The sequence below is a fragment of the Stenotrophomonas sp. 112478_Sma genome (genome assembly GCF_056479905.1).
Genome location: NZ_CM151072.1, coordinates 3,311,654 through 3,336,481, shown reverse-complemented (window position 1 = coordinate 3,336,481; position 24,828 = coordinate 3,311,654). Strand labels below are relative to the sequence as shown.

At 67.2% G+C, this 24,828-nt stretch carries 25 protein-coding genes and 1 tRNA gene; 23 read left to right on the top strand and 3 right to left on the bottom strand.

Annotated elements, in window-relative coordinates; all coding sequences use genetic code 11:
* Positions 1-152 precede the first annotated feature (152 nt).
* Complete coding sequence (locus tag ACZK08_RS15265) at positions 153-2,018, top strand: ABC-F family ATP-binding cassette domain-containing protein (RefSeq protein ID WP_053519381.1); 1,866 nt, start codon at positions 153-155, stop codon at positions 2,016-2,018.
* A gap of 82 nt (positions 2,019-2,100) precedes the next feature.
* On the opposite strand, the gene ampR is transcribed toward ACZK08_RS15265, so the two are convergent.
* A complete protein-coding gene (gene ampR / locus ACZK08_RS15260) occupies positions 2,101-2,964 on the bottom strand; it encodes a LysR family transcriptional regulator AmpR (protein WP_053519379.1) in 864 nt (287 codons plus the stop codon).
* A 176-nt stretch (positions 2,965-3,140) separates the two neighbouring features.
* Here ampR and blaL2 point away from each other — a divergent pair, with 176 nt between their 5' ends.
* The 3 genes from blaL2 (at position 3,141) to ACZK08_RS15245 (ending at position 6,047) form a co-directional block, all read left to right on the top strand.
* Positions 3,141-4,052: a L2 family extended-spectrum class A beta-lactamase gene (blaL2, locus tag ACZK08_RS15255; protein WP_065182589.1), complete on the top strand. Its 912-nt coding sequence runs from the start codon at positions 3,141-3,143 to the stop codon at positions 4,050-4,052.
* 84 nt (positions 4,053-4,136) lie between these two features.
* Positions 4,137-5,351 (top strand): cation:proton antiporter, encoded by a 1,215-nt coding sequence (locus ACZK08_RS15250; RefSeq protein ID WP_065182590.1) that lies wholly within the window; start codon positions 4,137-4,139, stop codon positions 5,349-5,351.
* Between the two features lie 48 nt (positions 5,352-5,399).
* Entirely contained in the window at positions 5,400-6,047 is a 648-nt protein-coding gene (locus ACZK08_RS15245) for a hypothetical protein (RefSeq protein WP_053519373.1), read from the top strand.
* A gap of 85 nt (positions 6,048-6,132) precedes the next feature.
* Here ACZK08_RS15245 and ACZK08_RS15240 read toward each other — a convergent pair whose 3' ends face one another.
* Positions 6,133-6,870, bottom strand: a complete 738-nt coding sequence (locus ACZK08_RS15240) for a DUF3011 domain-containing protein (RefSeq protein WP_065182591.1) — start codon at positions 6,868-6,870, stop codon at positions 6,133-6,135.
* Positions 6,871-7,029: 159 nt separating this feature from the next.
* On the opposite strand from ACZK08_RS15240, the gene aspS reads away from it, so the two are divergent.
* The 18 genes from aspS (at position 7,030) to queC (ending at position 23,292) form a co-directional block, all read left to right on the top strand.
* A complete protein-coding gene (gene aspS, locus ACZK08_RS15235; protein WP_053519369.1) occupies positions 7,030-8,781 on the top strand; it encodes an aspartate--tRNA ligase in 1,752 nt (583 codons plus the stop codon).
* Between the two features lie 16 nt (positions 8,782-8,797).
* On the top strand, positions 8,798-9,121 hold the full coding sequence (locus ACZK08_RS15230) for a hypothetical protein (protein ID WP_053519367.1): 324 nt from the start codon (positions 8,798-8,800) through the stop codon (positions 9,119-9,121).
* A gap of 31 nt (positions 9,122-9,152) precedes the next feature.
* Positions 9,153-9,674, top strand: a complete 522-nt coding sequence (locus tag ACZK08_RS15225) for a GNAT family N-acetyltransferase (RefSeq protein WP_065182592.1) — start codon at positions 9,153-9,155, stop codon at positions 9,672-9,674.
* A gap of 79 nt (positions 9,675-9,753) precedes the next feature.
* Positions 9,754-10,386 (top strand): esterase/lipase family protein, encoded by a 633-nt coding sequence (locus ACZK08_RS15220; protein WP_053519363.1) that lies wholly within the window; start codon positions 9,754-9,756, stop codon positions 10,384-10,386.
* Between the two features lie 193 nt (positions 10,387-10,579).
* A complete protein-coding gene (locus ACZK08_RS15215; protein WP_053519361.1) occupies positions 10,580-11,311 on the top strand; it encodes a YebC/PmpR family DNA-binding transcriptional regulator in 732 nt (243 codons plus the stop codon).
* A 105-nt stretch (positions 11,312-11,416) separates the two neighbouring features.
* Entirely contained in the window at positions 11,417-11,938 is a 522-nt protein-coding gene (gene ruvC, locus ACZK08_RS15210) for a crossover junction endodeoxyribonuclease RuvC (protein ID WP_053519359.1), read from the top strand.
* A gap of 13 nt (positions 11,939-11,951) precedes the next feature.
* The gene (gene ruvA / locus ACZK08_RS15205; protein ID WP_053519357.1) at positions 11,952-12,545 is read left to right on the top strand and encodes a Holliday junction branch migration protein RuvA; all 594 of its coding nucleotides are present in this window, start codon (positions 11,952-11,954) and stop codon (positions 12,543-12,545) included.
* Between the two features lie 47 nt (positions 12,546-12,592).
* The gene (locus ACZK08_RS15200) at positions 12,593-14,512 is read left to right on the top strand and encodes a potassium transporter Kup (RefSeq protein WP_053519356.1); all 1,920 of its coding nucleotides are present in this window, start codon (positions 12,593-12,595) and stop codon (positions 14,510-14,512) included.
* Positions 14,513-14,969: 457 nt separating this feature from the next.
* Positions 14,970-16,010, top strand: coding sequence for a Holliday junction branch migration DNA helicase RuvB (ruvB, locus tag ACZK08_RS15195; protein WP_065174760.1), 1,041 nt, complete (start codon positions 14,970-14,972; stop codon positions 16,008-16,010).
* Positions 16,000-16,431 carry a tol-pal system-associated acyl-CoA thioesterase gene (ybgC, locus tag ACZK08_RS15190; RefSeq protein ID WP_053520250.1) on the top strand — a complete coding sequence of 144 codons (432 nt, stop codon included), beginning with the start codon at positions 16,000-16,002 and terminating at the stop codon, positions 16,429-16,431. Before ruvB ends, ybgC begins: the two co-directional genes overlap by 11 nt.
* A 10-nt stretch (positions 16,432-16,441) precedes the next feature.
* Complete coding sequence (gene tolQ / locus ACZK08_RS15185; RefSeq protein WP_053520249.1) at positions 16,442-17,221, top strand: protein TolQ; 780 nt, start codon at positions 16,442-16,444, stop codon at positions 17,219-17,221.
* A gap of 24 nt (positions 17,222-17,245) precedes the next feature.
* Positions 17,246-17,674, top strand: a complete 429-nt coding sequence (gene tolR, locus ACZK08_RS15180) for a protein TolR (protein WP_053520248.1) — start codon at positions 17,246-17,248, stop codon at positions 17,672-17,674.
* Complete coding sequence (tolA, locus tag ACZK08_RS15175; protein ID WP_053520247.1) at positions 17,664-18,716, top strand: cell envelope integrity protein TolA; 1,053 nt, start codon at positions 17,664-17,666, stop codon at positions 18,714-18,716. The genes tolR and tolA overlap by 11 nt, the downstream gene beginning before the upstream one ends.
* A gap of 181 nt (positions 18,717-18,897) precedes the next feature.
* Complete coding sequence (gene tolB, locus ACZK08_RS15170; protein ID WP_053520246.1) at positions 18,898-20,217, top strand: Tol-Pal system beta propeller repeat protein TolB; 1,320 nt, start codon at positions 18,898-18,900, stop codon at positions 20,215-20,217.
* A 64-nt stretch (positions 20,218-20,281) separates the two neighbouring features.
* A complete protein-coding gene (pal, locus tag ACZK08_RS15165; protein ID WP_005418510.1) occupies positions 20,282-20,800 on the top strand; it encodes a peptidoglycan-associated lipoprotein Pal in 519 nt (172 codons plus the stop codon).
* Positions 20,801-20,803: 3 nt separating this feature from the next.
* On the top strand, positions 20,804-21,619 hold the full coding sequence (ybgF, locus tag ACZK08_RS15160) for a tol-pal system protein YbgF (protein ID WP_053520245.1): 816 nt from the start codon (positions 20,804-20,806) through the stop codon (positions 21,617-21,619).
* A gap of 229 nt (positions 21,620-21,848) precedes the next feature.
* A complete protein-coding gene (gene queE, locus ACZK08_RS15155) occupies positions 21,849-22,550 on the top strand; it encodes a 7-carboxy-7-deazaguanine synthase QueE (RefSeq protein WP_065182593.1) in 702 nt (233 codons plus the stop codon).
* 76 nt (positions 22,551-22,626) lie between these two features.
* The gene (queC, locus tag ACZK08_RS15150) at positions 22,627-23,292 is read left to right on the top strand and encodes a 7-cyano-7-deazaguanine synthase QueC (RefSeq protein ID WP_053520243.1); all 666 of its coding nucleotides are present in this window, start codon (positions 22,627-22,629) and stop codon (positions 23,290-23,292) included.
* 72 nt (positions 23,293-23,364) lie between these two features.
* Here the strand turns inward: queC and ACZK08_RS15145 are convergent, their stop codons facing one another.
* Positions 23,365-24,321, bottom strand: coding sequence for a DUF2268 domain-containing putative Zn-dependent protease (locus ACZK08_RS15145; RefSeq protein ID WP_065182594.1), 957 nt, complete (start codon positions 24,319-24,321; stop codon positions 23,365-23,367).
* A gap of 175 nt (positions 24,322-24,496) precedes the next feature.
* On the opposite strand from ACZK08_RS15145, the gene ACZK08_RS15140 reads away from it, so the two are divergent.
* Positions 24,497-24,572 (top strand) — tRNA-Lys (locus ACZK08_RS15140).
* Positions 24,573-24,828: the final 256 nt, after the last annotated feature.

The following is a 24,828-nucleotide window of genomic DNA, read 5'->3' as shown; positions in this document are numbered from 1 at the left end:
GGCCCGGGACGCGTGCGGTGAGGACGTGGGAGAGAGGAAACGCCAGCCGCTGCGCATCCCGGGGCGCGTCAAGTATTCGTTAACGCTAGAATTGCGTCGCAGGAACAGTGCTCACCAGCACATTCCATCCGGTTATATGGACCCCTCCCCCGATGATTTCGCTTCGTAATTTCGCCTTGCGCCGCGGCGAGCGGCTGCTGTTGTCCAACGTCGACCTGACCCTGCATGCCGGTTACCGGGTGGGCGTGGTCGGCCGCAACGGTGCCGGCAAGTCCAGCCTGTTCGCGGCGGTGAAGGGCGAACTGGAGGCCGACAAGGGCGACGTCGACCTGCCCGGCAAGGTCCGCATTGCCAGCGTGGCCCAGGAAACCCCGTCGCTGCCGGATCCGGCGTTGAGCTTCGTGCTCGGTGGCGATACGGAAGTGGCCGCCGTGCTGGCCGAAGAGGCCGATGCGACCGCCCGTGAAGACTGGGAGGCGGTGGCCAATGCCCATACCCGGATGGCCGAGATGGGCGCCTATGACGCCGAAGCACGTGCCGGCAAGCTGCTGCACGGCCTCGGATTCCCGGCCGAGACCCACCACCGCGCGGTGTCCTCCTTCTCCGGTGGCTGGCGCGTGCGCCTGAACCTGGCCCGCGCGCTGATGATGCCCAGCGACCTGCTGCTGCTCGACGAACCGACCAACCACCTCGATCTGGATGCGGTGTACTGGCTGGAACAGTGGCTGCTGAAGTACCCCGGCACGCTGCTGCTGATCTCGCATGACCGCGAGTTCCTCGACAACGTTGCCACCCACACCCTGCACCTGCATGGGGGTGGCGCCAAGCTGTACCCGGGCGGCTACACCGATTTCGAGCGCCAACGTGCCGAGCAGCTGCGCCAGCAGCAGATCGCGCACGAGAAGGAACAGGCCGAGCGTGCCCACCTGCAGAGCTTCATCGACCGCTTCAAGGCGCAGGCCAGCAAGGCCGCGCAGGCGCAGAGCCGCATGAAGCGCCTGGCCAAGCTGGCCGGTACCGAGGCCGTGCGTGCCGAGCGCGAGTTCCGTATCGAGTTCGCGCCGCCCGCCAAGCTGCCGTTCTCGCTGATCCGCCTGAATCATGTCGAGGCGGGCTATGGCCAGGACGCCGTGATCCTGCACAACGTCGGCTTTGGTCTGGAAGCGGGACAACGCATCGGCCTGCTCGGCCCCAACGGCGCCGGCAAGACCACCCTGGTGAAGACCCTGGTGGGCGAGCTGGCACCGATTGCCGGAGAGCGCATGGCCCATCCGGACCTGAAGATCGGCTACTTCGCACAGCACACGGTCGAGTCGCTGCACGAAGGCCAGTCGCCGATGGAGCATTTCCGCGAGATCGCGCCGGATGCGCCGAACCAGTCGTTCCGCGACTTCCTCGGCAAGTGGAATTTCCCCGGTGATCGCGCATTCGAGCCGGTCGATGGCTTCTCCGGTGGTGAGCGTGCGCGCCTGGCGCTGGCGCTGATCGCCTGGCAGCAGCCGAACGTGCTGCTGCTGGACGAACCGACCAACCACCTGGACCTGGAAATGCGCGAGGCGCTGGCCGAAGCGCTGGCAACCTTCGAAGGCGCGATCGTGATGGTCTCCCATGATCGCCACCTGATCGGCCTGGTCTGCGATACCTACTGGCGCGTGGCCGATGGCGTGGTCGAGCCGTTCGACGGAGATCTCGACGCCTACGCTGCGTGGCTGCGCACCCGTCCGCAGGCGCAGGGCACCAAGGCGCGCATGGAGCAGGTGGAAGAGCCGGTGGTGGTCAAGACCGCACCGGTTGCGCAGGTCGTGCAGAAGAAGCCTGTGAATCCGCACAAGCTGGCCGCGGCGGAAGCCAAGGTGGCCGAGCTGGAAGCCGGCCTGGCTGAACTGGACCGTCAACTGGCGGACCCGGCCAACTATGCCGACAGCACCCGCATGGCCGTGCTGGGCCGTGATCGCGAAACGGCCGCTGCGCAGCTGGAAAAGGCTGAAGCTGCCTGGATGGAGCTGCTGGAGTCCTGATGGAGGGCGCCGGGCCATGCCCGGTGGTGTTCCCGATGCACTGCGCTCGCCGGGCATGGCCCGGCGCTACCGCTCGCGCGCGTCAGCCCTGCGCCTGCAACCATTCCCGGAAGCGTCGTGCAGGCTCACGCTCGGCGCGTGAGCGCAGCCTCGTCAGCCAGTAGCGGCCCAGTTCCAGCGTCGTGGCGAACGGCTGCAGCAGCCGTCCTTCCGCCAGTTCCTGTTCGAACATGCGCAGCGGCAGCAGGGCCACGCCGGCCCCTCCGGCAGCGGCCATGGCCAAGGTCAGCGACGAATCGAATACCGGCCCGCGCGCCTCCACGCCGCTGACCCCGGCCGCCTGCAGCCAGCGCGGCCATTCATCATTGCGATAGGAGCGCAGCAGCGGCAGCGTGCCCAGATCACGCGGCTGTTTCAGCCGGCGTGCCAGGGCGGGGGCGCACAGCGGTGCGAACGGCGCATCCAGGATCGCCGTGCAGGCCTGCCCCTGCCAGTCGCCCTCACCGAAGCGGATGGCCAGGTCCAGGCCTTCGCCGGCAAGATCGATGCGGTTGTTGTGCGTCTGCACGCGAAGCTCGATATCCGGATGCGTGGCCTCGAACGCGGCCAGGCGTGGCAGCAGCCAGCCGGTGGCGAAGGTACCCACCACGCCCAGCGTCAGCACTTCGCGGGCCGCTCCCCCCGTGTAGCGCGCGATGCTGGCCGAGATGCGCTCGAACGCTTCGTTGAGCACCGGGAACAGCGCGGCGCCTTCATCGGTGAGGGCGACGCCGCGAGGCAGGCGATGGAACAGGCGGATCCCCAGCCGGTCCTCCAGCCCCCGGATCTGATGGCTCAACGCGGCCTGGCTGACGCACAGCTCAAGCGCGGCGCGGGTGAAGTTCTGGTGGCGGGCCGCTGCTTCGAAGGCGCGCAGGGCGTTGAGCGGCAGAGTCGGATGCAGCATCGGAAAGCCGTGAGCTGAAATGATGACTGATCGTAGCGGGATCCGGATGGTTCGTGGAATCTCCGTTGAATGCCCTTCTTAGGCATGAATGAAATTGATGGCACGTGCTGAAAAAACGCGCTGGTCAGGCGCGGCGGGGGCTTTCGATAATCGGGTTCACTTTCCGGAGGTCCTGCATGTTGCCCCGTCGACGATTCCTTCAGTTCAGTACTTCAGCAGTGGTGTCTTCACTGGCTCTGCCGCTGATCGCCCGTGCTGCCGGCAGGGGCGTTGGCACGTCGGCGGCGGCCGGCGCGATCGCCGCCGCCACGGACTTTGCCGCCCTGGAAAAGGCCTGTGCGGGCCGGCTTGGCGTGACCGTGCTGGATACCGCCAGCGGTCGCCGCATCGGCCATCGCCAGGATGAGCGGTTCCCACTGTGCAGCACGTTCAAGACGGTGCTGGCGGCCACGGTGCTGGACCAGTCCCGGCGCGTGCCCGGGCTGCTGGACAGGCGCGTGCCGGTGCGCGAGGCCGACCTGCTCTCGCATGCGCCGGTGGCGCGCCGCCACGCCGGCAAGGATCTGACCGTACGCGACCTGTGCCGGGCAACGATCATCACCAGCGACAACACGGCGGCCAATCTGTTGTTCGACGTGGTGGGCGGGCCGCCCGCCGTGACGGCCTTCCTGCGCGCTCAGGGTGACAGCGTGACCCGCAGCGATCGTCTCGAGCCGGAACTGAACAGCTTCGCCGAGGGTGATCCACGTGACACCACCACGCCGGCGGCGATGGCCGCGACCCTGCAGCGGCTGGTGCTGGGCGATGCGCTGGCGCCGGGCGCGCGCCAGCAACTGGCCGACTGGCTGATCGACAACGAAACCGGCGATGCGTGCCTGCGCGCAGGGCTGGGCGCGCGCTGGCGGGTGGGCGACAAGACCGGCAGCAATGGCGAGGATGCACGCAATGACACCGCCGTGTTGTGGCCCATGGGGGGAGGGGCACCCTGGGTAATTACGGCCTACCTGCAGGCTGCGGACATCCGCAACGATCAACGCGCCAGTGTGCTGGCGCAGGTTGGACGCATCGCGGACAGGCTGATCGGCTGACGCCCGCCAGTCTCCGGGCCGGGCTTGCTCCGAGGGTCGTGCGCGCGCATCCTGCGCGCGTTCGAAACCACACGGAAGTCCCCCATGAGTCATGAGTTGATCTACCTGCTGCTGATCTTCGCGCTGCTGGTGATCCCGCGCGCGCTGCAGCGCTTCAGCCTGCCCGCACCGCTCACCTGCCTGCTGTTCGGGATCGTCGGCATGCTCTGGCTCGGGGACCAGGCGCACGACGCGGTGATCGGGCTGCTGGCCACGCTCGGCATCTCGTCCCTGTTCCTGTTCGCAGGTCTGGAGGTCGATCTGCAGGCGTTGCGCCGTGGCATGTGGCCCCTGCTGGCGCATCTTGTGGTGCGCAGCGCCACCCTGTTCGGTGTCGGCTGGCTGGCCTGGCGCTACGCCGGCCTGCCGTGGCAGGCCGCGGGCCTGCTGGCCCTGGCGCTGCTGACGCCCTCCACGGGTTTCATCATGGATTCGCTGTCGCGGCTGGGTCTGAGCGAGGACGAGCGGTTCTGGGTGACCAGCAAGGCCATCGCCGGTGAGCTGCTGGCGCTGGCGGCACTGTTCATCGTGCTGCAGGCCGGCGATCCCGGTCACATGGCCCTGTCCAGCCTGGCCCTGCTGGCGATGATGGTCGGCCTGCCGCTGCTGTTCATCGCGCTGGGTCGCTGGGTGGCGCCGCACGCGCCTGGTTCGGAGTTCTCGCTGCTGGTCATGGTCGGCATGGTCGCTGCCTACATCACCTACCTGCTGGGGGTGTATTACCTGGTGGGCGCCTTCATCGCAGGCCTGGTCGCACGGCTGCTGCACCAGCGCATGCCGCTGCTGGCCTCGCACGAGAACCTGCATGCACTGCGGCTGTTCGCATCGTTCTTCGTGCCGTTCTACTTCTTCAATGCCGGCACCAAGGTTCCCGCCGAGGCATTGAGCTTCGAAGCGCTGGGGCTGGGCATCGTGATCACCCTGGTGGTGCTGCCGCTGCGTATCGGCGTGGTCTGGCTGCAGCGCCGGCTGATGTTCGGTGAGAGTTTCCGCAGCAGTCTGCGCGTGTCGCTGGCGCTGGCGCCGACGCTGATCTTCACCCTGGTCCTGGCCGCGATCATGCGTGAGCGGTTCCAGATTCCGGCGGTGCTGTTCGGCGCATTGCTGCTGTACGCGGCGCTGACCACCCTGCTGCCCTCGCTGGTGTTCCGCACGCCCTTCGATGTCGACCCGGTCGAGCAGGAGCCGGACGGGGCGGGCGAGGCCGCACCCGTGGCGGCAACCGAGACCCTGGCGGAGGGCGTGGATACGGGGCGTTGAACGGGTGAGTGGTTTGCGCAGGCCGGCCATGGTCGTTAGGGTTGGGGCATGAAACTGCCTGCCCTCGTCACTGCTTCTGCCGCCCTGCTCACGCTCGCAGCCTGCTCACAGCCCTCGCATACGGTCGCCCACGACGTGGCGACGGCCCCGGCCGACGCCTTCATGGCTGCGATCGCCGCCCACTGCGGCCAGGCGTATGAGGGCAAAGTGGTGGAGGACACGCCGGCACCGACCGGCAAGGACCCCTTCGCCGGGCAGCGGCTGGTCATGCACGTGCGGGGCTGTGCCGATCCCGGGCATGAGCTGCGCATCCCCTTCCATGTCGGCGATGATCATTCGCGGACCTGGGTCCTGACCCGCACCGAAAGCGGGCTGCGGCTCAAGCACGATCACCGGCATGCCGACGGCAGCCCTGATGCGATCACCCTGTATGGCGGCGACAGCCGTCCGCCGGGTACCGCCGAACGCCAGCAGTTCCCGGCCGATGCCGATTCGGTGGCCATGTTCCGCCGCGCCGACATGCTGGCGTCCACCCACAACGTGTGGGCGATGGAGATCGAGCCGGACCAGCGCTTCGTCTACGAGCTGACCCGTCCCGAAGGCCGCCGCTTCCGCGTGCAGTTCGACCTGAGCAAGCCGGTGGCGTTGCCGCCGGCACCGTGGGGCGACGAGGCCCCGCCGGCAACCGCACCGTAGCGCTCGAATCGCGCCTGGCAGCGCCGGGCCATCCCCGGCGAGCGCGGCGGCGGCGATGCCGCCGCACGCCCGCAGGTTCGTTCGCTCAGCGCGTGCCGAAGCGGGCCCGGCAGCCGTTGCTCACCCAGACCTGGCCCCGCGCATAGCCCCAGCTGCGGCCCTCCTGACAGGCGCTGCCCGACAGCTGCTGCTGCAGCACGGGCCGGCCTTGGCGCTCGTCCCAGTCACAGTTCTGGGTGCGGTTGTTGTTGCTGCTGCAGGTAATGGAGTAACTGCTGTTGCCGCCGCCGCCCCAGCCGCCGTTGCCGCCGCCCCAGCCACCGCGGGCTTCAGCGAACTCGGCGCGGCAGCCATTGCTGACCCACACCGCGCCATTGCGCACGCCCCAGGTGCGGCCTTCCTGGCAGGGACTGCCGGACAACTGGCGGACCAGGCGGGCATTGCGCCATCCGACCGGACAGCTGCGTTCACGGTTGTTCTGGCTTTCGCAGCGGATGGTGTCGCCGTTGTTGCCCCCCCAGCCGCCATTGCCACCGCCCCAACCGCCGCGACCCTCGACGAATTCGGCACGGCAGCCGTTGTTGACCCAGATGCTGCCGTTGCGGCTGCCCCAGGTACGGCCTTCCTGGCAGGCCGAGCCGGACAGCTGGCGTACCAGCTGCGCGCTGCGCCAGCCGGTAGTGCAGACCCGTTCGCGGTTGTTCTGGCTTTCGCAGCGGATGACGCCGTTCTGCGCGGCGGCGGGGGCGGGGGAGAGGGTGAGCCCGGCGAGGGCGCCCAGGCTGAGGGTGACGGCCAGGCTGGCCAGGGACAGCGTTTTCATGGCGAATCCCCATACGGTGTGTGGTGCGCGACTATAAGGACGGAACGGATAAAGCCCGTGTGACTGCCCCGCATTTGCCCCGGCCGGGGCCTCGGCCGCAGAATACGGGGCTTTCCGGCCCCATCGGGTGCCGGCGTTCTCCAGCGGAGCTTTCCCCCCATGCGTACCCACTTCTGCGGCCTGGTCGACGAGACCCTGATTGGCCAGACTGTCACCCTCGCCGGCTGGACCGACGTGGCCCGTAACCAGGGCGGCGTCTGCTTCATCGATCTGCGCGATCATGAAGGCATCGTGCAGGTGACGGTCGAGGTCGACAACGCCGAAGTGTTCGCGGTCGCGGCCAGCCTGGGCTACGAGGATGTGCTGCAGGTGGAAGGCGTGGTGCGTGCCCGCCACGCGGTGAACGACAAGATGGCGACCGGCAGGGTGGAAGTGATCGCCACGGCCATTACCGTGCTGAACAAGGCGGCGCCGCTGCCGTTCCACGCCCACGAGAATCCGGGCGAAGATACCCGCCTGAAGTACCGCTACCTGGACCTGCGCCGCCCGGAAATGCAGCGCATGCAGCGCACCCGCATCAAGCTGGTGCAGGCGCTGCGCCGTCACCTGGATGCGCGTGGCTTCCAGGACATCGAAACCCCGATCCTGACCAAGGCCACCCCGGAGGGCGCGCGCGACTTCCTGGTGCCGGCGCGCATGCATCCGGGCGAGTTCTACGCTCTGCCGCAAAGCCCGCAGCTGTTCAAGCAGATTCTGATGGTGGCCGGCTTCGACCGTTACTACCAGATCGCGCGCTGCTTCCGCGATGAAGCGCTGCGTGCCGACCGCCAGCTGGAATTCACCCAGCTGGACATGGAGTTCGCCTTCGTGCGCGAGCGCGACGTGCAGGATTTCGTCGAAGAGATGATCCGCGCCATCTTCAAGGAAGTGGTGGACGTCGACCTGGATGCCAGCTTCCCGCGCATGACCTGGGCCGAAGCGATGCGCCGCTATGGGTCGGACAAGCCGGACCTGCGCATCGCGCTGGAACTGGTGGACGTGGCCGAGCTGGTCAAGGGCAGTGAGTTCCCGGTGTTCACCGGCCCGGCCAACGACGCCGATGGCCGCGTCGCCGCGCTGCGCATCCCCGGTGGCGCAGCGTTGAGCCGCAAGCAGATCGATGAGTACGCTGCGCACGCCGCCAAGTACGGCGCCAAGGGCCTGGCCTACATCAAGATCGCCGACAACGGCGAGGTCAGCTCGCCGATCCAGAAGTTCTTCAGCGAAGACGCCTTCGCCGCGCTGGTTGCCCACGTCGGCGCCGGCAAGGGTGACATCGTGTTCTTCGGTGCCGGTGGCTACAACAAGGTCTCCGACTTCATGGGCGCGCTGCGCCTGAAGGCCGGCAAGGACTTCGGCCTGGTCGCCGATGGCTGGCGCCCGTTGTGGGTCACCGATTTCCCGATGTTCGAATGGGATGACGAGGCGCAGCGCTATGTCGCCCTGCATCACCCCTTCACCGCACCGGCCGTGGACGATATTGCCGACCTGCGCGCCAATGCCCGTACCGCGGTCTCGCGCGGCTACGACATGGTGCTCAACGGCAATGAAATCGGCGGCGGCTCGATCCGTATCCATCGCCCGGACATGCAGAGCGCGGTGTTCGAGCTGCTCGGCATCGGCGCCGAAGAAGCGCGTGCCAAGTTCGGTTTCCTGCTCGACGCGCTGAACTACGGCGCGCCGCCGCACGGCGGCATCGCATTCGGCATCGACCGCATCGCCGCGCTGATGGCCGGTACCGAGTCGATCCGCGACGTCATCCCGTTCCCGAAGACCACCGGTGCACAGGATCTGATGACCGACGCGCCGTCGCCGATCGTCGACGAGCAGCTGGCCGAAGTGCACATCCAGGTTCGCCCCAAGAAAAACTGATCAGGAGATCCAGGCAATGACCGAGTTTGCGTTTTCGCTGGAGTGGGAAAAGCTGGGCAATGAAGGCTCCGAGGCCAACCTGGTCACCGAGCGGGCACGCGTGTTCGGTGGTTGGCTGGTCCGCGTCGGTACCAACCCGGCGGCGATGGCCCTGACCTTCGTCGCCGACGGCGAAGGCCGCTGGGACGGTGAAGACTTCGGCGTCGAGGATTACGAAGACGACGAAGAGGAAGAAGAGTACGACGAGGACGAGGAAGGCGAAGAAGAGGACGAGGACGAAGAGGAGTACGAGGAAGAGGACGAGGAAGACGAAGACGCGGAATCGCCTGAAAAGGCTTGACCCGCCCTTCGCGCTGACGTCAACTTCCTGCATGTACTCGATCCGCCGCGCCACCGTGGACGACGCGCCGACCTTGTCGGCGCTGGCCGCACGCACGTTCACCGAGACTTTCGGCCACCTGTATCCGCCGCAGGACCTGCAGGCGTTCCTGCAGGAGTCCTACACGGTCGAGCGCCAGCGCACGATCCTGGCTCACCCGGATTACGCCGTGTGGTTGCTGGAGCGGGAAGGGGAGGCGGTCGGTCATGCCGCCGCCGGCCCCTGTGGCCTGCCCCATCAGGATGTGAAAGCGGGGGATGGCGAGCTCAAGCGCCTGTACCTGGTCAAGTCGCAGCAGAGTTGTGGCTGGGGCAGCCGCCTGCTGGAAACCGCCCTGGCGTGGCTGGAGCGCGACGGCCCGAGGACACTGTGGCTGGGCGTGTGGTCGGAGAACTTCGGCGCACAGCGCTTCTACGCCCGTTACGGCTTCGAGAAGGCCGGGCAGTACCTGTTCCCGGTCGGCCAGACCAACGATCTGGAGTTCATCCTGCGCCGCGCGCCGCGAACGGCCTGAGCGCGTTCACCGCCGCTTTCTGCCGGCCTGTGTTCAATCACCTCACGTTTTCGCCCCGCTGATCGCCAGGCTGTTGCACATGACACCCCCCGTACTGCTGCTCCATGGCATCTGGAACGCCCGCGCCTGGGTAGGGCCGCTGGCGTGGCGCCTGCGCGCGCGCGGGTTCCGGGTGCAGACCTTTGGCTATTCCTCCGTGTTCGGCGGCCCGGATGTAGCGGTCCCCCAGCTGTTGGAGCGTCTGGCCGATGCCGGACCGCTGTCGCTGGTCGGCCACAGCCTTGGCGGGCTGCTGGCGCTGGAGGCACTGCGCCGGCAACCGCAGCTGCAGGTACAGCGCGTGGTCTGCCTTGGCTCGCCGCTGCGCGGCAGCGGTACCGCGCGTTCGCTGTCCGAGCATGGCTGGGGCCTGGCCTTGGGCCGCAGCAGCGAACTGCTGCTTGACGGCCTGCCCGACTGGCAGGGCACGGCCGCGGTCGGCCTGATCGCCGGTTCGGTGCCGCATGGGCTGGGCAGCCTGCTCGGCGCGATCGACGATGCCTCCGACGGCACGGTGGCGCTGGCGGAAACCCGCCTGCCGGGTCTGGCCGATCATTGCGTAGTGCGTACCAGCCACAGCGGCCTGGTGGTTTCGCCCGATGCGGCACGGCAGACCGCGCACTTCTTGCGCCACGGCCGGTTCGATCACAGCCGCGACGCTGCGGCCGCGTAGGCGCCCGGTCGATGCGCACCGTCCGCCGGGCATGGCCCGGCGCTACCCCGGCAACGACCCTGCGGCGCTTTCCCCGGTAGCGCCGGGCCATGCCCGGCGAGCGCAGCGGCGTCCATCCGCCCTAGACACGGTTGCAGCGCCCGATCAGGTAGAATCCGCGCCTTGATCCTGAAGCAGCCAGACGGTAGCACCCATGGGTAGAGGCCCCTCCATCGAAGCCCGCAAGAACGCGTCCGACGCGAAGCGCGGCAAGATTTTCACCAAGATCATCCGCGAGATCGGCGTGGCCGCGCGCGGCGGTGGAGGCGACCCCAACAACAACCCGCGCCTGCGCGTGGCGATGGACAAGGGCCTGGCCGTGAACATGTCCAAGGACGTGATCGAACGTGCGATCAAGAAGGCCACCGGTGAGCTGGAAGGCGTCGACTACGAGGAAGTGCGCTACGAGGGCTATGCGCCCGGCGGTGTGGCGGTGATCGTCGATTGCCTGACCGACAACCGCGTGCGCACCGTGGCCGATGTCCGCCACGCGTTCAGCAAATGCGGCGGCAACATGGGGACCGAGGGTTCGGTGGCCTTCATGTTCAAGCGCTTGGGCGTGCTCAGCTTTGCCCCGGGTGCCGACGAGGAGGCGATCACCGAAGCGGCCATCGAGGCGGGCGCCGATGACATCGTCGTCTATCCGGACGATGGCTCGATCGACGTGGTCACCAGCCCTGACGCATTCAACGCGGTAAAGGAGGCGATGACTGCCGCAGGGCATCTCGCCGACCACGCCGAGATCACCTTCCGCGCCGACAACGACATCAAGGTCGAGGGCGAGGTCGCCCTGCAGGTCCGCAAGCTGCTGGACATGCTTGAAGACCTGGACGACGTGCAGGACGTGTATTCGAACGCCGAACTCGGCGCCGACGCCTACGCCTGAGCCGTCACCGACGGCCTGGGCGCGGGCCGTTGAACGGTCACCGCGGACAGTCATGAGCCCATACGCCTGCCAGCGCTTCCCGTTCCGCCCCGCCAGGAGCGCGGCATGACCCGCATCCTCGGCATCGACCCCGGTTCACAGCGGACCGGGGTGGGCATCATCGATGTCGATGCCGCAGGGCGCGTCATCCACGTCCATCACCAGCCCCTGGTGCTGCTGGGCGCCGACGATTTCCCGCAGCGGATGAAGCTGCTGGTGCTGGGTCTGGCCGACCTGTGCCGCGAGTACCAGCCGCAGGAAGTGGCGATCGAGCGCGTGTTCATGGCGCGCAACCCCGATTCGGCGCTGAAGCTGGGCCAGGCCCGCGGCGCAGCCATTTCGGCCGTGGTGCTGCGCGACCTGCCGGTGCACGAATACGCCGCCAGCGAGATCAAGCTGGCCGTGGTCGGCCGTGGTGGCGCGGAAAAGCAACAGGTTCAACACATGGTCGGGCTCATGCTCAACCTGAAAACCAAGCTGCAGGCCGACGCGGCCGACGCGTTGGCGGTAGCGATCACCCACGCCCACGTAAGGGCGACGGCCAACCGCCTGGGGCTCAGCGCCCGCCAGGCGTGGGGTCGCAAATGAGGAGCTGCACGCAATGATCGGTCGACTGCGCGGCATCGTCGCCTACAAGGCGCCGCCGTGGCTGGTGGTGGACGTGAATGGAGTGGGCTACGAACTGGAGGCGCCGATGAGCACCTTCTACGACCTGCCCGAGCTCGGACGCGAGGTCACGCTGTACACCCATTACGCGCAGAAGGAAGACAGCGTCTCGCTGTACGGCTTCCTGCGCGAGGGCGAGCGTCGGCTGTTCCGCGATGTGCAGAAGGTCAGCGGCATCGGCGCGAAGATCGCGCTGGCCGTGCTGTCCGCTGTCAGCGTCGAGGAATTCGCGCGCATGGTGCAGGCGGGCGACATCACCGCACTGACCCGCATCCCGGGCATCGGCAAGAAGACCGCCGAGCGCATGGTGCTGGAGCTGCGCGACCGTGCGGCCCAGTTCGGTGCCGGCGGGGCGCTGCCGACCGGCAGTGGTCCGGCCCCGGCCGACCCGCTGTCCGATGCCACCGTGGCGCTGCAGCAGCTGGGCTACAAGCCGGCCGAAGCGGCCCGCATGGCCCGTGATGCCTTCAACGAAGGCGACGAAGTGGCCACGGTCATCCGCAAGGCCCTGCAGTCGGCGCTGCGCTGAGCCGCGTCCTTTTCCTCCCCCATCGCCTGAGCTTCGCCAGGAGTCCCATGTCCAGCAGTCAAACCCCGCACGCAGCCGCCCCTGGCGGACACGGTCACGCCCCCCCGGCTGGGGGACTGGCGCTGGTCATCGGTGCGATCGGTGTGGTCTTCGGTGACATCGGTACCAGCCCGCTGTACACCCTGAAGGAGGCGTTCTCGCCGCACTACGGGCTCAACAGCGACCACGACACCGTGCTTGGCGTGCTGTCGCTGGCGTTCTGGGCGCTGAACATCGTGGTCACCCTGAAGTACGTGACCATCATCATGCGCGCCGACAACGATGGCGAGGGCGGCATCATGGCGTTGATGGCGCTGACCCAGCGTACGCTGCGCAACGGCTCACGCTCGGCCTACGTGGTGGGCATCCTGGGCATCTTCGGTGCGTCGCTGTTCTTCGGTGATGGCGTGATCACCCCTGCGATCTCGGTGCTTGGTGCCGTCGAGGGCCTGGAGGTGGCCGCACCGGGCCTGCACGCGTTCATCGTGCCGATCACCGTGGTGGTCCTGCTGATGGTGTTCGCCGCGCAGCGTTTCGGCACAGAGAAGATCGGCAAGGCGTTCGGCCCGATCACCTCGGTGTGGTTCATTTCGCTGGCGGCGATCGGCATCTACAACATCATCGATTCGCCGGAAGTGCTGAAGGCGTTCAACCCGTGGTGGGCGATCCGCTTCTTCATGGAGCACAGCTGGCACGGCATCTTCATCCTTGGCGCCGTGGTGCTGGCGGTCACCGGTGGCGAGGCCCTGTATGCCGACATGGGCCACTTCGGTGCCAAGCCCATCCGCCATGCCTGGTACTTCTTCGTGCTGCCGTGCCTGGTGCTGAACTATCTGGGGCAGGGCGCGCTGGTGCTGAACCATCCCGAAGCGGTGAAGAATCCCTTCTTCGAAGCGGTCCCCGACTGGGCCCTGTATCCGATGATCATCCTGGCCACGATGGCGGCGGTGATCGCCTCGCAGTCGGTGATCACCGGCGCGTTCTCGGTCTCGCGCCAGGCCATGCAGCTCGGCTACATCCCGCGCATGCGCATCAAGCACACTTCGCACGACACCATCGGCCAGATCTACATCCCGGGCATCAACTGGGGCATCGCGGTGATGGTCATCGGCCTGGTGCTGGCCTTCCGCAGCTCGTCGAACCTGGCCGTGGCCTATGGCATCTCGGTCTCGGCCACCATGCTGATCGATACGCTGCTGCTGGCCCTGGTCGCGCGCTCGCTGTGGCCGAAGGCGCGCCATTGGATCCTGCCGCTGTGCGTGGTGTTCTTCATCATCGACGTCGGCTTCGTCATCGCCAATGGCGCCAAGCTGCTGCAGGGCGCCTGGTTCCCGGTCGTGCTGGGCATCTTCCTGTTCACCATGATGCGCACCTGGCGCCGTGGCCGAGAGCTGCTGCGCGACGAGATCCGCAAGGACGGTATCCGCATCGACACCTTCCTGCCGGGCCTGATGCTGGCGCCGCCGGTGCGCGTGCCGGGTACCGCGGTGTTCCTCACCGCTGACCCGACCGTGGCTCCGCATGCACTGATGCACAACCTCAAGCACAACAAGGTGCTGCACGAGCGCAACGTCTTCCTGCATGTGGAAACCCTGCCCATTCCCTATGCGATGGAGGGGCAACGGCTGAAGATCGAATCGGTGGGCGACGAGTTCTACCGGGTCTATGTCCGCTTCGGTTTCATGGAGACGCCGGACGTACCGTTGGCGTTGATGCGCTCCTGCGACCACGGCGGGATCTATTTCGATCCGATGGACACCACCTTCTTCGCCAGCCGCGAGACCATCGTCGCCACCGCCAACCGCGGCATGCCGATCTGGCGCGACAAGCTGTTCGCACTGATGCATCGCAATGCTGCGCCGGCCACGGGCTTCTTCCGGATTCCGGGCAACCGTCTGGTTGAGTTGGGCGCGCAGGTGGAGATTTAATCTCCACCTGCGTTACGTCCCACGATTTGCTGCGCAAACCGTGGGCCCCGCGCGCATTCCACCTTATCCCCCCGCCTATCGGCGCGCCCCCTTGAACAACAAGGGGGCTCCTCTTGCGGAGATGCTGCGTGCCTGAAACTGAGCCCACTCTCCTGCTCTGTTCCATCCACGCATGGCGTGGATCTTCCGTGTCGACCAAGGTCGACACCTACCATCAGATCGCGGCCAACTGTCGAAGGCGGGGTGGGTCCGGTTGCGGGGGCGTGAGCCGCATGGATGCGGCGACCGAGCTTACATGGACGTACTTGCAGCGTCCGCCGCAACCGGACCCACCCCGCCATTCCCCAGGAAGCCCGCTTCGGCTGTTGCTGTTGAGGTTGCCGGCCAGCGGCCGGCACTACCGCGGGCGCCGGGCGCAGCCCGGCCGAAACCCGCGCTTTTGCCGCATAATCAGCACATGACCGACGACCGCATCATCGGCGCCGGCGCCACCCGCGAGGATGACGCCGCCGACGCCAGCATCCGCCCCAAGCGACTGGCCGATTACCTGGGCCAGGCGCCGGTGCGCGAGCAGCTGGAGATCTACATCGAAGCGGCCAAGGCCCGCGGCGACGCGCTCGACCATGTGCTGATCTTCGGTCCGCCGGGGCTGGGCAAGACCACGCTCAGCCACGTCATCGCCAACGAGCTGGGGGTGGCGCTGCGGGTGACGTCCGGTCCGGTGATCGAAAAGGCCGGTGATCTGGCCGCCCTGTTGACCAACCTGCAGCCACACGACGTACTGTTCGTGGACGAGATCCACCGCCTGTCGCCGGTGGTCGAGGAAGTGCTGTACCCGGCGATGGAGGATTTCCAGATCGACATCATGATCGGCGAGGGCCCTGCGGCCCGCTCGATCAAGATCGACCTGCCACCGTTCACGCTGATCGGGGCCACCACCCGCGCCGGCCTGCTGACCGCGCCGCTGCGCGACCGCTTCGGCATCGTCCAGCGGCTGGAGTTCTACAGTGTCGAGGAGTTGACCCGGATCGTACGCCGCTCGGCCACCATCCTGGGCATCGACTGCACCGCCGATGGCGCAGGGGAGATCGCGCGCCGTGCGCGTGGCACCCCGCGCATCGCCAACCGCCTGCTGCGGCGGGTGCGCGACTACGCCCAGGTGAAGGCGGGTGGCCATATCGACGTGGCGGTCGCCCAGGCGGCCATGCAGATGCTCAAGGTCGACCCGGAGGGTTTCGACGAGCTCGACCGGCGCCTGCTCAGGACCCTGGTGGACTACTTCGACGGCGGCCCGGTCGGCATCGAATCGCTGGCCGCCGCGCTGTCCGAAGAGCGCGGCACGCTGGAAGACGTGGTCGAACCCTACCTGATCCAGCAGGGCTTCCTGGTGCGCACCGCGCGCGGCCGCATGGCCACCCACAAGGCGTACCGGCACATGGGCCTGAAGCCGAAGAACCCGCCGCAGGACCTGTTCGCGGAGGTTCCCGATGTCGGTTGAGCCACTATTCAGTTGGCCGACACGCATTTACTGGGAAGATACGGACGCAGGCGGGGTGGTCTACCACGCCCGCTACGTGGCCTTCATGGAACGGGCCCGGACAGAATGGATGCGCGCGCTGGGCTATGGCCAGGAGCGCATGCGCAGTGAGCACGGCATGGTCTTCGCGGTACGTGCCATGCAGATGGACTTCATCCGGCCGGCGCGGCTGGATGACCTCCTGCAGGTGAGTGCCACGCTGGTCCAGCTGAAGAAGGCCAGCATGGTCTTCGATCAGCGGATCGAGCGCGACGGCGAACTGCTGCTGTCGGCGCAGGTCCGCATCGCCGCACTGGACGCGGCCAGTTTCCGCCCGCGTGGCATGGACGACGCCGTCCTTGCCGTGCTGCAACCCTACCTCCACCCCGAATCCGAACACTGAGGAACAACGGATGATCGCAACGCTCCTGGCCCTGCAGGCCACGGTCACCGAGGCACTGCCGGCTGACGTCAGCAACGCCGCGACCCAGACCCTTGCCCAGGCCACCACCGGCGGCGGCATCAACTACCTCGAACTGATGGCCAAGGCCAGCCTGCCGGTGAAGATCATCGTGCTGCTGCTGCTGGTCGGCTCGTTCGTCAGCTGGGTGATCATTTTCCGCAAGGCCCGCGTGTTCAAGCAGGCCACCCGCGAGGCGGACGAGTTCGAGAACCGCTTCTGGTCCGGCGCCGACCTGGGCAAGCTGTACAGCTCGGCCACCGACCGCAGCCGCAACGTGGGCGGCCTGGAGGCAATCTTCGAGGCGGGCTTCCGCGAGTTCACCCGCCTGCGCGACAAGCGCCGGCTGGATGGCCGTGCGCAGCTGGAAGGCGCGCAACGTGCGATGCGCACCACCTACACCCGCGAAGTCGACCAGCTCGAGCGCAATCTGGAACTGCTGGCCAACATCGGCTCGACCGCGCCTTACGTGGGCCTGGTCGGCACCGTGTTCGGCATCATGGTGACCATGCACGACATGATCAGCAGCGGCGCCCAGGCCGGCATCGCCTCGGTCGCCCCGGGCATCTCCGAAGCGCTGTTCGCCACCGCCATCGGCCTGTTCGTGGCGATCCCGGCGGTGTGGGCCTACAACCGCTTCACCACCCGTGTGGAGCGCATGTCGGTCCGTTTCGAGACCTTCGCCGACGAGTTCAGCTCCATCCTGCAGCGCCAGAGCGCTGGCGACGAGTAAGCGCCTGACCCGGGAGTCCAAGCCATGTCCGCTGCCATCGGTCGCCGCAAGCGCCGCAAGCTGAAATCGGAAATCAACGTCGTTCCCTATATCGACGTCATGCTGGTGCTGCTGATCATCTTCATGGTCACCGCGCCGCTGCTCACCCTGAGTTTTGACGTGGACCTGCCGAACTCCAATGCCAAGGCGCTGGAGAGCAAGCAGGATCCGGTGATCGTTTCGGTGCGCCAGGACGGCCAGCTGAGCCTGAAGCTGCCCGACGCCAAGGAGCCCACGGCCGTGTCTGCCGAGGAGCTGGAAGGGCGCCTGGCCGGCATCGCCGCACAGGACAAGGGCCTGCGCGTGATCGTCGCCGCCGACCGTGCCGTGGCCTATGAGAAGGTCATCGCGGCGATGGACGTGATCAAGCGCGCGAAAGTGGACAAGGTAGGCCTGGCCACCGATGCACGCTGAGACCCTGCCGCCTCCGCGACAGCAGGAACCGGGCTGGGGCCTGCCCCTGGCGCTGGCCGTGCTGGTGCACCTGCTGGTCGCGCTGGTGTTCATCCTGGCGTGGCTGTGGTCGCCCACGCGCAATACCGATGCCGCTGCCGGTGATCCCTCGGTCGAGGCCAGCCTGGCGCTGTCCGCGTCGGAGGCGGCCGCTGCGCGCCAGGCCCTGCGCCAGTCGGAGAAGCTGGAAGATCTGCCGCCGCCGGTTGCCGAGCCGATTCCGGTGCCCGAGGACACCATTCCACCGCCGCAGCCGATTCCCGAGCCACGTCCGCAGGATGCCCCCACGCCGCAGCAGCAACAGGCGCAGGAGCGTGTCGCCCAGCCCGATACGCAGGACCAGGAGGCGGTGAGCGCACTGGCCATCTCGCAGGAGAAGGCCCGGCAGGAACAGGAAGCCAAGCGCCGCCAGGAGCAGATCGACCTGACCGAGCGCAAGCGCCAGGAAGAAGCCGAGCAGAAGCTGCGCCTGGCCAAGCAGCAGGAAGAAGACGCCAAGAAGAAGCGTGCCGAGCAGGAGCGGCAGGCCGCCGACCAGGCCGAGGCCGAACGGCAGAAGAAGATCGCCGAGATCCGTGCCAGGCGCGAACAGGCGGAGAAAGAAGCCAAGCTGGCCGAGCAGAAGCTGCGCCAGGTCGCCGCCGCGCGCAACGCCGCCGGCAGCGCGCCGGCCGGCAACACCGGTGCGGCACAGCCGGCCGCTGGGGGCGGTGGCAACAGCGACGATCTTTCGGCGAAGTACGCCGCCGCGATCCAGGCCAAGGTTCGCAGCGCCTGGACGCGTCCAGACAGTGTGCCGCTGGGCCAGCGCTGCCAGATCACCATCACCCAGATTCCGGGGGGGCAGGTGCTGCAGGCCAAGGTGGGCGCCAACTGCCCCTATGACGAAGCCGGCAGGCGTTCGATCGAGGCTGCAGTGCTCAATGCGCAGCCGTTGCCCTATCGCGGATTCGAATCGGTGTTTGCCCGCACGCTCAACCTGACCTTCACCGCGCAGGATTGATCGGCCGCGCGGGCCGGCCTGCGGGTCGCCCCGTCGCGCGGCAGCCGACCGATACGTTAATGGGGCGTGAGAGGACGGGCTGGAACTGACCCGGAATTCACGTACCCTTGGTTCATGATTGCGAAGCGGTTCACCGCCGCTTTGCTATCCCTCGTTCCGGTTTCCCCCTATTGAGCGCTCCATGAAGAAGATGCCTCGTTGGCTTGCCGTGTTTGCGGCCCTGTTGCTGCCCTTCGCTGCCGTCGCGCAGCAGAGGGGACTGGATATCGACATCATCGGCGGCAACGCGTCCGCGCTGCCGATCACCATCGTGCCGATGCCCTACCAGGGCTCGTCGGCCGCACCGCAGACCGATGTCGCCGGTGTGGTCCGCGCCGACCTGGAACGTTCGGGCCAGTTCCGCACCCTGCCCGAAGCGCAGATCGTGGAAAAGCCTGTCCGTGGCGGCGAGATCCAGTTCGCCACCTGGCGCGCGCTGAAGCAGAACTACATCGTGGTCGGCCGCGTGCTGGACGCCGGTGCCGGTGCCTACCGTGTCGAATACGAACTGTTCGACGTGCCGAAGGGCGAGCGCCTGCTCGGCCTGGCGATGACCGCCCGCGGCAATGCCATGCGCGACGTCGCCCACCAGATGGCCGATGCCATCTACGAGAAGATCACTGGTGTCCGGGGTGCCTTCTGGACGCGCATCGCCTACGTGACCGCCAGCGGCAAGGGCGACGCCATGCGCTATGCGCTGATGGTGGCCGACTCCGATGGCTACAACCCGCAGACCATTGTGCGTTCGGCCGAGCCGCTGCTGTCGCCGTCGTGGAGCCCGGATGGTGGCAAGCTGGCCTACGTCAGCTTCGAGCGCGGCAACTCGGCCATCTACATCCAGAACATCGCCACCGGTGCCCGTGAGCTGGTCACCAGCTTCCGCGGCATCAACAGCGCGCCTGCGTTCTCGCCGGACGGCCGCAAGCTGGCCCTGACCCTGTCGCGCTCCGGCAACCCGGAAATCTACGTGATGGACCTGGGCAGCAAGCAGCTGACCCAGCTGACCAACCACTTCGCCATCGATACCGAGCCGACCTGGGCACCGGACGGCAGCGCGGTGTACTTCACCTCCGACCGCGGCGGCCGTCCGCAGGTCTACAAGGTCGGTGCCGGCGGCGGCAGCGCCGAGCGCGTGACCTTCCAGGGCAACTACAACGCCAAGCCTTCGGTGTCCTATGACGGCAAGAAGATCGCCGTGGCCCAGGGCTCGGGCAACAGCTACAAGATCGCGATGATGGACAGCTCGCTGGGCTCGCCGCGCTGGAGCACCCTGTCCCCGGGTTCGCTGGATGAATCGCCGAGCTTTGCGCCCAACGCAAGCATGGTGCTGTACGCCGCCCGCGAAGGTGGCCGTGGTGTGTTGTATGCCGTTTCGGCCGATGCGCGGGTTCGCCAGCGCCTGGTTCTGGCCGATGGTGATGTGCGCGAGCCGGCATGGTCCCCATACCGTACCCAGCGCTAAAAGAGTGTTAATATTTTCGCTGTCTTGAACCCCTCATCGGCCTAGGAGCCACAAAGGTATCGCCATGAACAAGTCCACCCGTGTTCTGCTTGTTTCCCTGCTGTCTGTGGCCGTCCTGGCCGGTTGCTCGAAGAAGGTGAAGGAAGAGCCGGCAGCCCCGGTTGACACCGGCACCTCGACCACCACCCCGACCGGTCCGTCGACCTCCGGCCTGTACGGCCCGGGCGACCTGGATACCGATGCCTGCCTGCGCCAGCGCGTTGTCTACTTCGACCTGGACAAGGAAGACGTGAAGCCGGAATTCCAGGCCATCATGGCTTGCCACGCCAAGTACCTGCGTGACCGCCCGTCCTCGCGCATCACCCTGCAGGGTCACACCGACGAGCGTGGTTCGCGCGCGTACAACCAGGCCCTGGGCGAGCGTCGTGGCAACGGCGTCAGCTCGGCGCTGCAGGCCAACGGTGGCTCGGCTTCGCAGCTGACCGTCGTGTCCTACGGTGAAGAGCGTCCGGTCTGCACCGAGTCGAACGAGTCCTGCTGGTCGCAGAACCGTCGCGTCGAAATCGTCTACACCGCGCAGTAATCCATGCGCATTGGCATCAAACTGATGCTGGTCGTTGCGGCAGCCCTCGTGGCTGCCGCACCGGCGCATGCACAGCGACAGAGTCTGGCCGATCGTGTCGGCGCGCTCGAGCAGCAGATGTACAACAACAGTGCCAACCAGGACCTGTTGAACCAGATCAACCAGCTGCGGCAGCAGGTGACCAGCCTGCAGGCCTCGATCGAGCAGTTGCAGCACGACAACGCCCAGCTCAAGCAGTCCGCCCAGGATCAGTACCTGGACCTGGACAGCCGCCTGAACCGGTTGGAAGGGGGCAATGCCCCGGTCCTGCCCCCCGTTCCGGCGAACGCGCCGCAGGCCGCACCGGCCCCGGCCAAACCGGCAGCGGCGGCCACTTCCGAGCGGCCGCCGTCCATCCATGGCGATCCCGGCAGTCTGGCCGCCACGGGCGACGAGCGCACCGCCTACAACGTCGCCTTCGATTCGCTCAAGGCCGGCAAGTACGATGATTCGGCGCAGCTGTTCCTGAGCTTCCTGCAGTTGTATCCGAACGGCGTGTACGCGCCGAATGCGCTGTACTGGCTGGGCGAGAGCTACTACGCCACCCGCAATTTCCCGATGGCCGAGACCCAGTTCCGCGAGCTGCTCTCACGCTATCCGACCCATGACAAGGCCGCGGGCGGCCTGCTCAAGGTCGGCCTCTCGCAGTATGGCGAGGGCAAGGTCGATCAGGCCCAGCAGACGCTGGAGACCGTCGTGGCGCAGTACCCCGGCTCGGACGCCGCGCGCACCGCGCAGGACCGCCTGCAGTCGATCCGCCTGGGCCAGCAGATCCGCTGACCGGGCGTACAATACGTGTCCCGTAGCGCCGAGCTCATGCTCGGCTGCTTTCGTTTCCGGATCGGCCAACCCGCCCGGATCCGGTAGCGCCGGGCCATGCCCGGCGGCTCGCATCACCGGCTGGGCCATGCCCGTCCGGTTGCTGTTGTAGAGCCGAGCCATGCTCGGCTGCTTTCGTTACCGGCCACGGTAGCCCATCCGCCACGTGTCCCACAAAGAAGCTCCCGCCATGACCGCCGTTATCCCGTCCAACGCCGTCGCCACCCCCAGCGACATCGTGCAGTCGCCCCTGCCGCGCCTGAAGATCACCGAGATCTTCACCTCGCTGCAGGGCGAAGCCGATACCGCCGGCTGGCCGACCGTGTTCGTGCGCCTGACCGGCTGCCCGCTGCGCTGCCAGTACTGCGACACCGCCTACGCCTTCCACGGCGGCACCTGGTGGGATATCGACGACATCGTGGCCGAAGTGCTGGCCCAGGGCGTGCGTCACGTCTGCGTGACCGGCGGCGAGCCGCTGGCGCAGAAGCGCTGCCTGGTGCTGCTGCAGAAGCTGTGTGACGCCGGCCTGGACGTCTCGCTGGAAACGTCCGGTGCGCTGGACGTCAGCGCGGTGGACCCGCGCGTATCACGCGTGGTCGACATCAAGACCCCGGGTTCGGCCGAGGTGGCGCGCAACCGCTGGGAGAACCTGCCGCTGCTGACCGCACGCGACCAGATCAAGTTCGTCATCTGCAGCCGCGAGGACTACGACTGGGCCAAGGCCCTGCTGGCCGAGCACGAGCTGGTGAAGCGTTGCACGGTGTTCTTCTCGCCCAGCAAGGGGGAGATCACCGCGTGCCAGCTGGCCGACTGGATTGTTGAAGACCGGCTTCCGGTACGCTTCCAGATGCAGCTGCACAAGATTCTGTGGAACGATGAGCCGGGCCGCTGAGGCCACCCTTGTTTCCTGATGCAACTCCGGCGCGGGACAGCGTGCTGGCTTTCCTCCCCCAACCGGAAGATTTTCCATGAAGAAGGCAGTCGTGCTTCTCTCCGGCGGCATGGATTCAGCCGCCGTCATCGCCATGGCCCAGGAACAGGGCTTTGCCGTGCATGCCCTGAGCGTGCGCTATGGCCAGCGCCACACCTCCGAACTGGACGCGGCCGCGCGCGTGGCCAAGGCCCAGGGCGTGGTCGCGCACAAGACCGTGGATGTGGACCTGCGCAGCATCGGCGGATCGGCACTGACCGATGACATCGACGTGCCCGAGGCCGGCGGTGCCGGCATTCCGGTCACCTACGTGCCGGCACGCAACACCATCATGCTGTCGCTGGCCCTGGGCTGGGCCGAAGTGCTGGGCGCCAACGACATCTTCTGTGGCGTCAATGCCGTGGATTACTCCGGCTACCCGGACTGCCGCCCCGAATTCATCGCCGCCTTCCAGACCCTGGCCAACCTGGCGACGAAGTCCGGCGTGGAAGGCGCGGGCATCAAGGTGCACGCGCCGCTGCAGTTCCTGAGCAAGGGCCAGATCGTCAGCGAGGGCGTGCGCCTGGGCGTGGACTTCGGCCTGACCGTGTCCTGCTACAACGCCGATGCCAACGGTGCCGCGTGCGGCCACTGCGATGCCTGCCGCCTGCGTGCACAGGGCTTCGCCGACGCCGGCGTGGCCGACCCGACGCTGTACGCCTGAGGTGATGGGGGCTGATGCCCCAATGGTGGGTGCCAACCTTGGTTGGCACTGTGCGCCGGGCATGGCCCGGCGCTACCGCTGCTGCAACCAACCCGAAGCTTCGATGAAGGCCCGCACCGCCTTGGGATCGGCGTAGTCCAGCTCGATCATCCGCGCGATCCCCGCCTTCTCATCGGCCTGCCGGCGCATGTACTCCTGCGCGATGCGATAGCCGGCGTAGTAGCCCACGTCGCTCACGCCGAACGGATTGCGGGCACTGTTGTACAGCCAGTTGTCCAGGTCATCGCCGTCCATCTCGGCGATGAACCGGGTGCGTATCTCCGCCTCGTGCAGCGGGCCGTAGTCATAGAGCGGCAGGGCAGGGCGCCTGCCGCTGATGCGCTCGGCGATGTACTCGGCCACACCCTCGCGCACCGCGTACTGCGCCAGATTGCCGGTGGTCTCGCGTTGCTGGGTGTGCACATACTCATGCAGGTTGTTCTGCGCGTTGTTCGCGCCGGGGCGGCTGTCATAGAAGATGCGCAGGCGGCTGCGCATCGGCTCCGGCAGTTCGCTGACATCCACGCGCTCGTCGCCCAGTGCCAACTCCGCACCGATCAGCACCTGGTCGCCCAGCGTGGTGCCGCCGGTACGCAGCACGCCCACCGCATAGGTGATCGTGGCCGGGCGCAGGGCGGGGTAGAGCGTGCGGAAGGCCATGAGATCCTGTTCCAGCGTCGCGCTGGCACTGCGGGCGTTGGCTGTCAGTGGCCTTACCGAGTTCCAGAAGCGCGGCCACGCGCGCATGGCATCGGCATACTCGCGCGCGGTGTAATTGCGGACCTGCATCAGCGCATGCAGGCCGGGACTGCCCGGGTCGACGTAGCGCTGCTGCACGAGCGCCACCCGGCGCTCGGCATCGGGTTCGGCGCGCACCGCATCGTAGGTGGCCCAGAAGCGGGCGATGTCGTCGCTACGCACCGGGGACGGCGCTGCCAGCGCGGCGCCGGGCAACAGCAGTGCGGCGATCAGGGGCAGGCAGCGGCGCATCCAGGCTCTCCAGTGGGGATCAGGGATGGGATGCGCGGTGCGGGCGGAAGGTTTAAGCCGGTTCAAGCCGGCTGCCCGGGCGCTTGATTGCCCGGGCTGCGGGTATGGGGTTTCGCGTCGCGTGGCAAAGTGGGGTAGAATGCCCACCCCCGCCACGCGGCTGGGGCAGTGCACCGGGCCGTTAGCTCAGTCGGTAGAGCAGAAGACTTTTAATCTTTTGGTCGTAGGTTCGAATCCTACACGGCCCACCATTGCACTCAGAGACTTAGGCGTCCTTGGGGCGCCTTTTTTCTTTGGATCGTCCTCCGCCTCAAGGCCAGAGGCAACGCGCTTCATTCTCCATCTGCGCCCCATTCTGCGGCTGCGCGCAGACGTTGCATGGGGCTGACGATTGCGTGTCGCTCACGACTTCACTTTCTGGCTTCGGAACAGCACATAGGCAAGGACAGCGGCGATCCCGGCCGGGATCAGCACGGCCGCAAGCACGATCATCCAATGCCAGAAGCT

What these genes read in the sequence shown, in the direction of transcription:
- ruvA (WP_053519357.1), top strand. Translation starts at nt 11,952, where the DNA reads ATGATCGGTCGACTGCGCGGCATCGTCGCCTACAAGGCGCCGCCGTGG.
- ACZK08_RS15215 (WP_053519361.1), top strand. Translation starts at nt 10,580, where the DNA reads ATGGGTAGAGGCCCCTCCATCGAAGCCCGCAAGAACGCGTCCGACGCG.
- queE (WP_065182593.1), top strand. Translation starts at nt 21,849, where the DNA reads ATGACCGCCGTTATCCCGTCCAACGCCGTCGCCACCCCCAGCGACATC.
- tolQ (WP_053520249.1), top strand. Translation starts at nt 16,442, where the DNA reads ATGATCGCAACGCTCCTGGCCCTGCAGGCCACGGTCACCGAGGCACTG.
- ampR (WP_053519379.1), bottom strand. Translation starts at nt 2,964, where the DNA reads ATGCTGCATCCGACTCTGCCGCTCAACGCCCTGCGCGCCTTCGAAGCA.
- blaL2 (WP_065182589.1), top strand. Translation starts at nt 3,141, where the DNA reads ATGTTGCCCCGTCGACGATTCCTTCAGTTCAGTACTTCAGCAGTGGTG.
- ACZK08_RS15225 (WP_065182592.1), top strand. Translation starts at nt 9,153, where the DNA reads ATGTACTCGATCCGCCGCGCCACCGTGGACGACGCGCCGACCTTGTCG.
- ruvB (WP_065174760.1), top strand. Translation starts at nt 14,970, where the DNA reads ATGACCGACGACCGCATCATCGGCGCCGGCGCCACCCGCGAGGATGAC.
- pal (WP_005418510.1), top strand. Translation starts at nt 20,282, where the DNA reads ATGAACAAGTCCACCCGTGTTCTGCTTGTTTCCCTGCTGTCTGTGGCC.
- tolA (WP_053520247.1), top strand. Translation starts at nt 17,664, where the DNA reads ATGCACGCTGAGACCCTGCCGCCTCCGCGACAGCAGGAACCGGGCTGG.
- ruvC (WP_053519359.1), top strand. Translation starts at nt 11,417, where the DNA reads ATGACCCGCATCCTCGGCATCGACCCCGGTTCACAGCGGACCGGGGTG.
- ACZK08_RS15265 (WP_053519381.1), top strand. Translation starts at nt 153, where the DNA reads ATGATTTCGCTTCGTAATTTCGCCTTGCGCCGCGGCGAGCGGCTGCTG.
- aspS (WP_053519369.1), top strand. Translation starts at nt 7,030, where the DNA reads ATGCGTACCCACTTCTGCGGCCTGGTCGACGAGACCCTGATTGGCCAG.
- ybgC (WP_053520250.1), top strand. Translation starts at nt 16,000, where the DNA reads ATGTCGGTTGAGCCACTATTCAGTTGGCCGACACGCATTTACTGGGAA.
- ybgF (WP_053520245.1), top strand. Translation starts at nt 20,804, where the DNA reads ATGCGCATTGGCATCAAACTGATGCTGGTCGTTGCGGCAGCCCTCGTG.
- ACZK08_RS15200 (WP_053519356.1), top strand. Translation starts at nt 12,593, where the DNA reads ATGTCCAGCAGTCAAACCCCGCACGCAGCCGCCCCTGGCGGACACGGT.
- queC (WP_053520243.1), top strand. Translation starts at nt 22,627, where the DNA reads ATGAAGAAGGCAGTCGTGCTTCTCTCCGGCGGCATGGATTCAGCCGCC.
- ACZK08_RS15230 (WP_053519367.1), top strand. Translation starts at nt 8,798, where the DNA reads ATGACCGAGTTTGCGTTTTCGCTGGAGTGGGAAAAGCTGGGCAATGAA.
- ACZK08_RS15240 (WP_065182591.1), bottom strand. Translation starts at nt 6,870, where the DNA reads ATGAAAACGCTGTCCCTGGCCAGCCTGGCCGTCACCCTCAGCCTGGGC.
- ACZK08_RS15145 (WP_065182594.1), bottom strand. Translation starts at nt 24,321, where the DNA reads ATGCGCCGCTGCCTGCCCCTGATCGCCGCACTGCTGTTGCCCGGCGCC.
- tolR (WP_053520248.1), top strand. Translation starts at nt 17,246, where the DNA reads ATGTCCGCTGCCATCGGTCGCCGCAAGCGCCGCAAGCTGAAATCGGAA.
- tolB (WP_053520246.1), top strand. Translation starts at nt 18,898, where the DNA reads ATGAAGAAGATGCCTCGTTGGCTTGCCGTGTTTGCGGCCCTGTTGCTG.
- ACZK08_RS15220 (WP_053519363.1), top strand. Translation starts at nt 9,754, where the DNA reads ATGACACCCCCCGTACTGCTGCTCCATGGCATCTGGAACGCCCGCGCC.
- ACZK08_RS15245 (WP_053519373.1), top strand. Translation starts at nt 5,400, where the DNA reads ATGAAACTGCCTGCCCTCGTCACTGCTTCTGCCGCCCTGCTCACGCTC.
- ACZK08_RS15250 (WP_065182590.1), top strand. Translation starts at nt 4,137, where the DNA reads ATGAGTCATGAGTTGATCTACCTGCTGCTGATCTTCGCGCTGCTGGTG.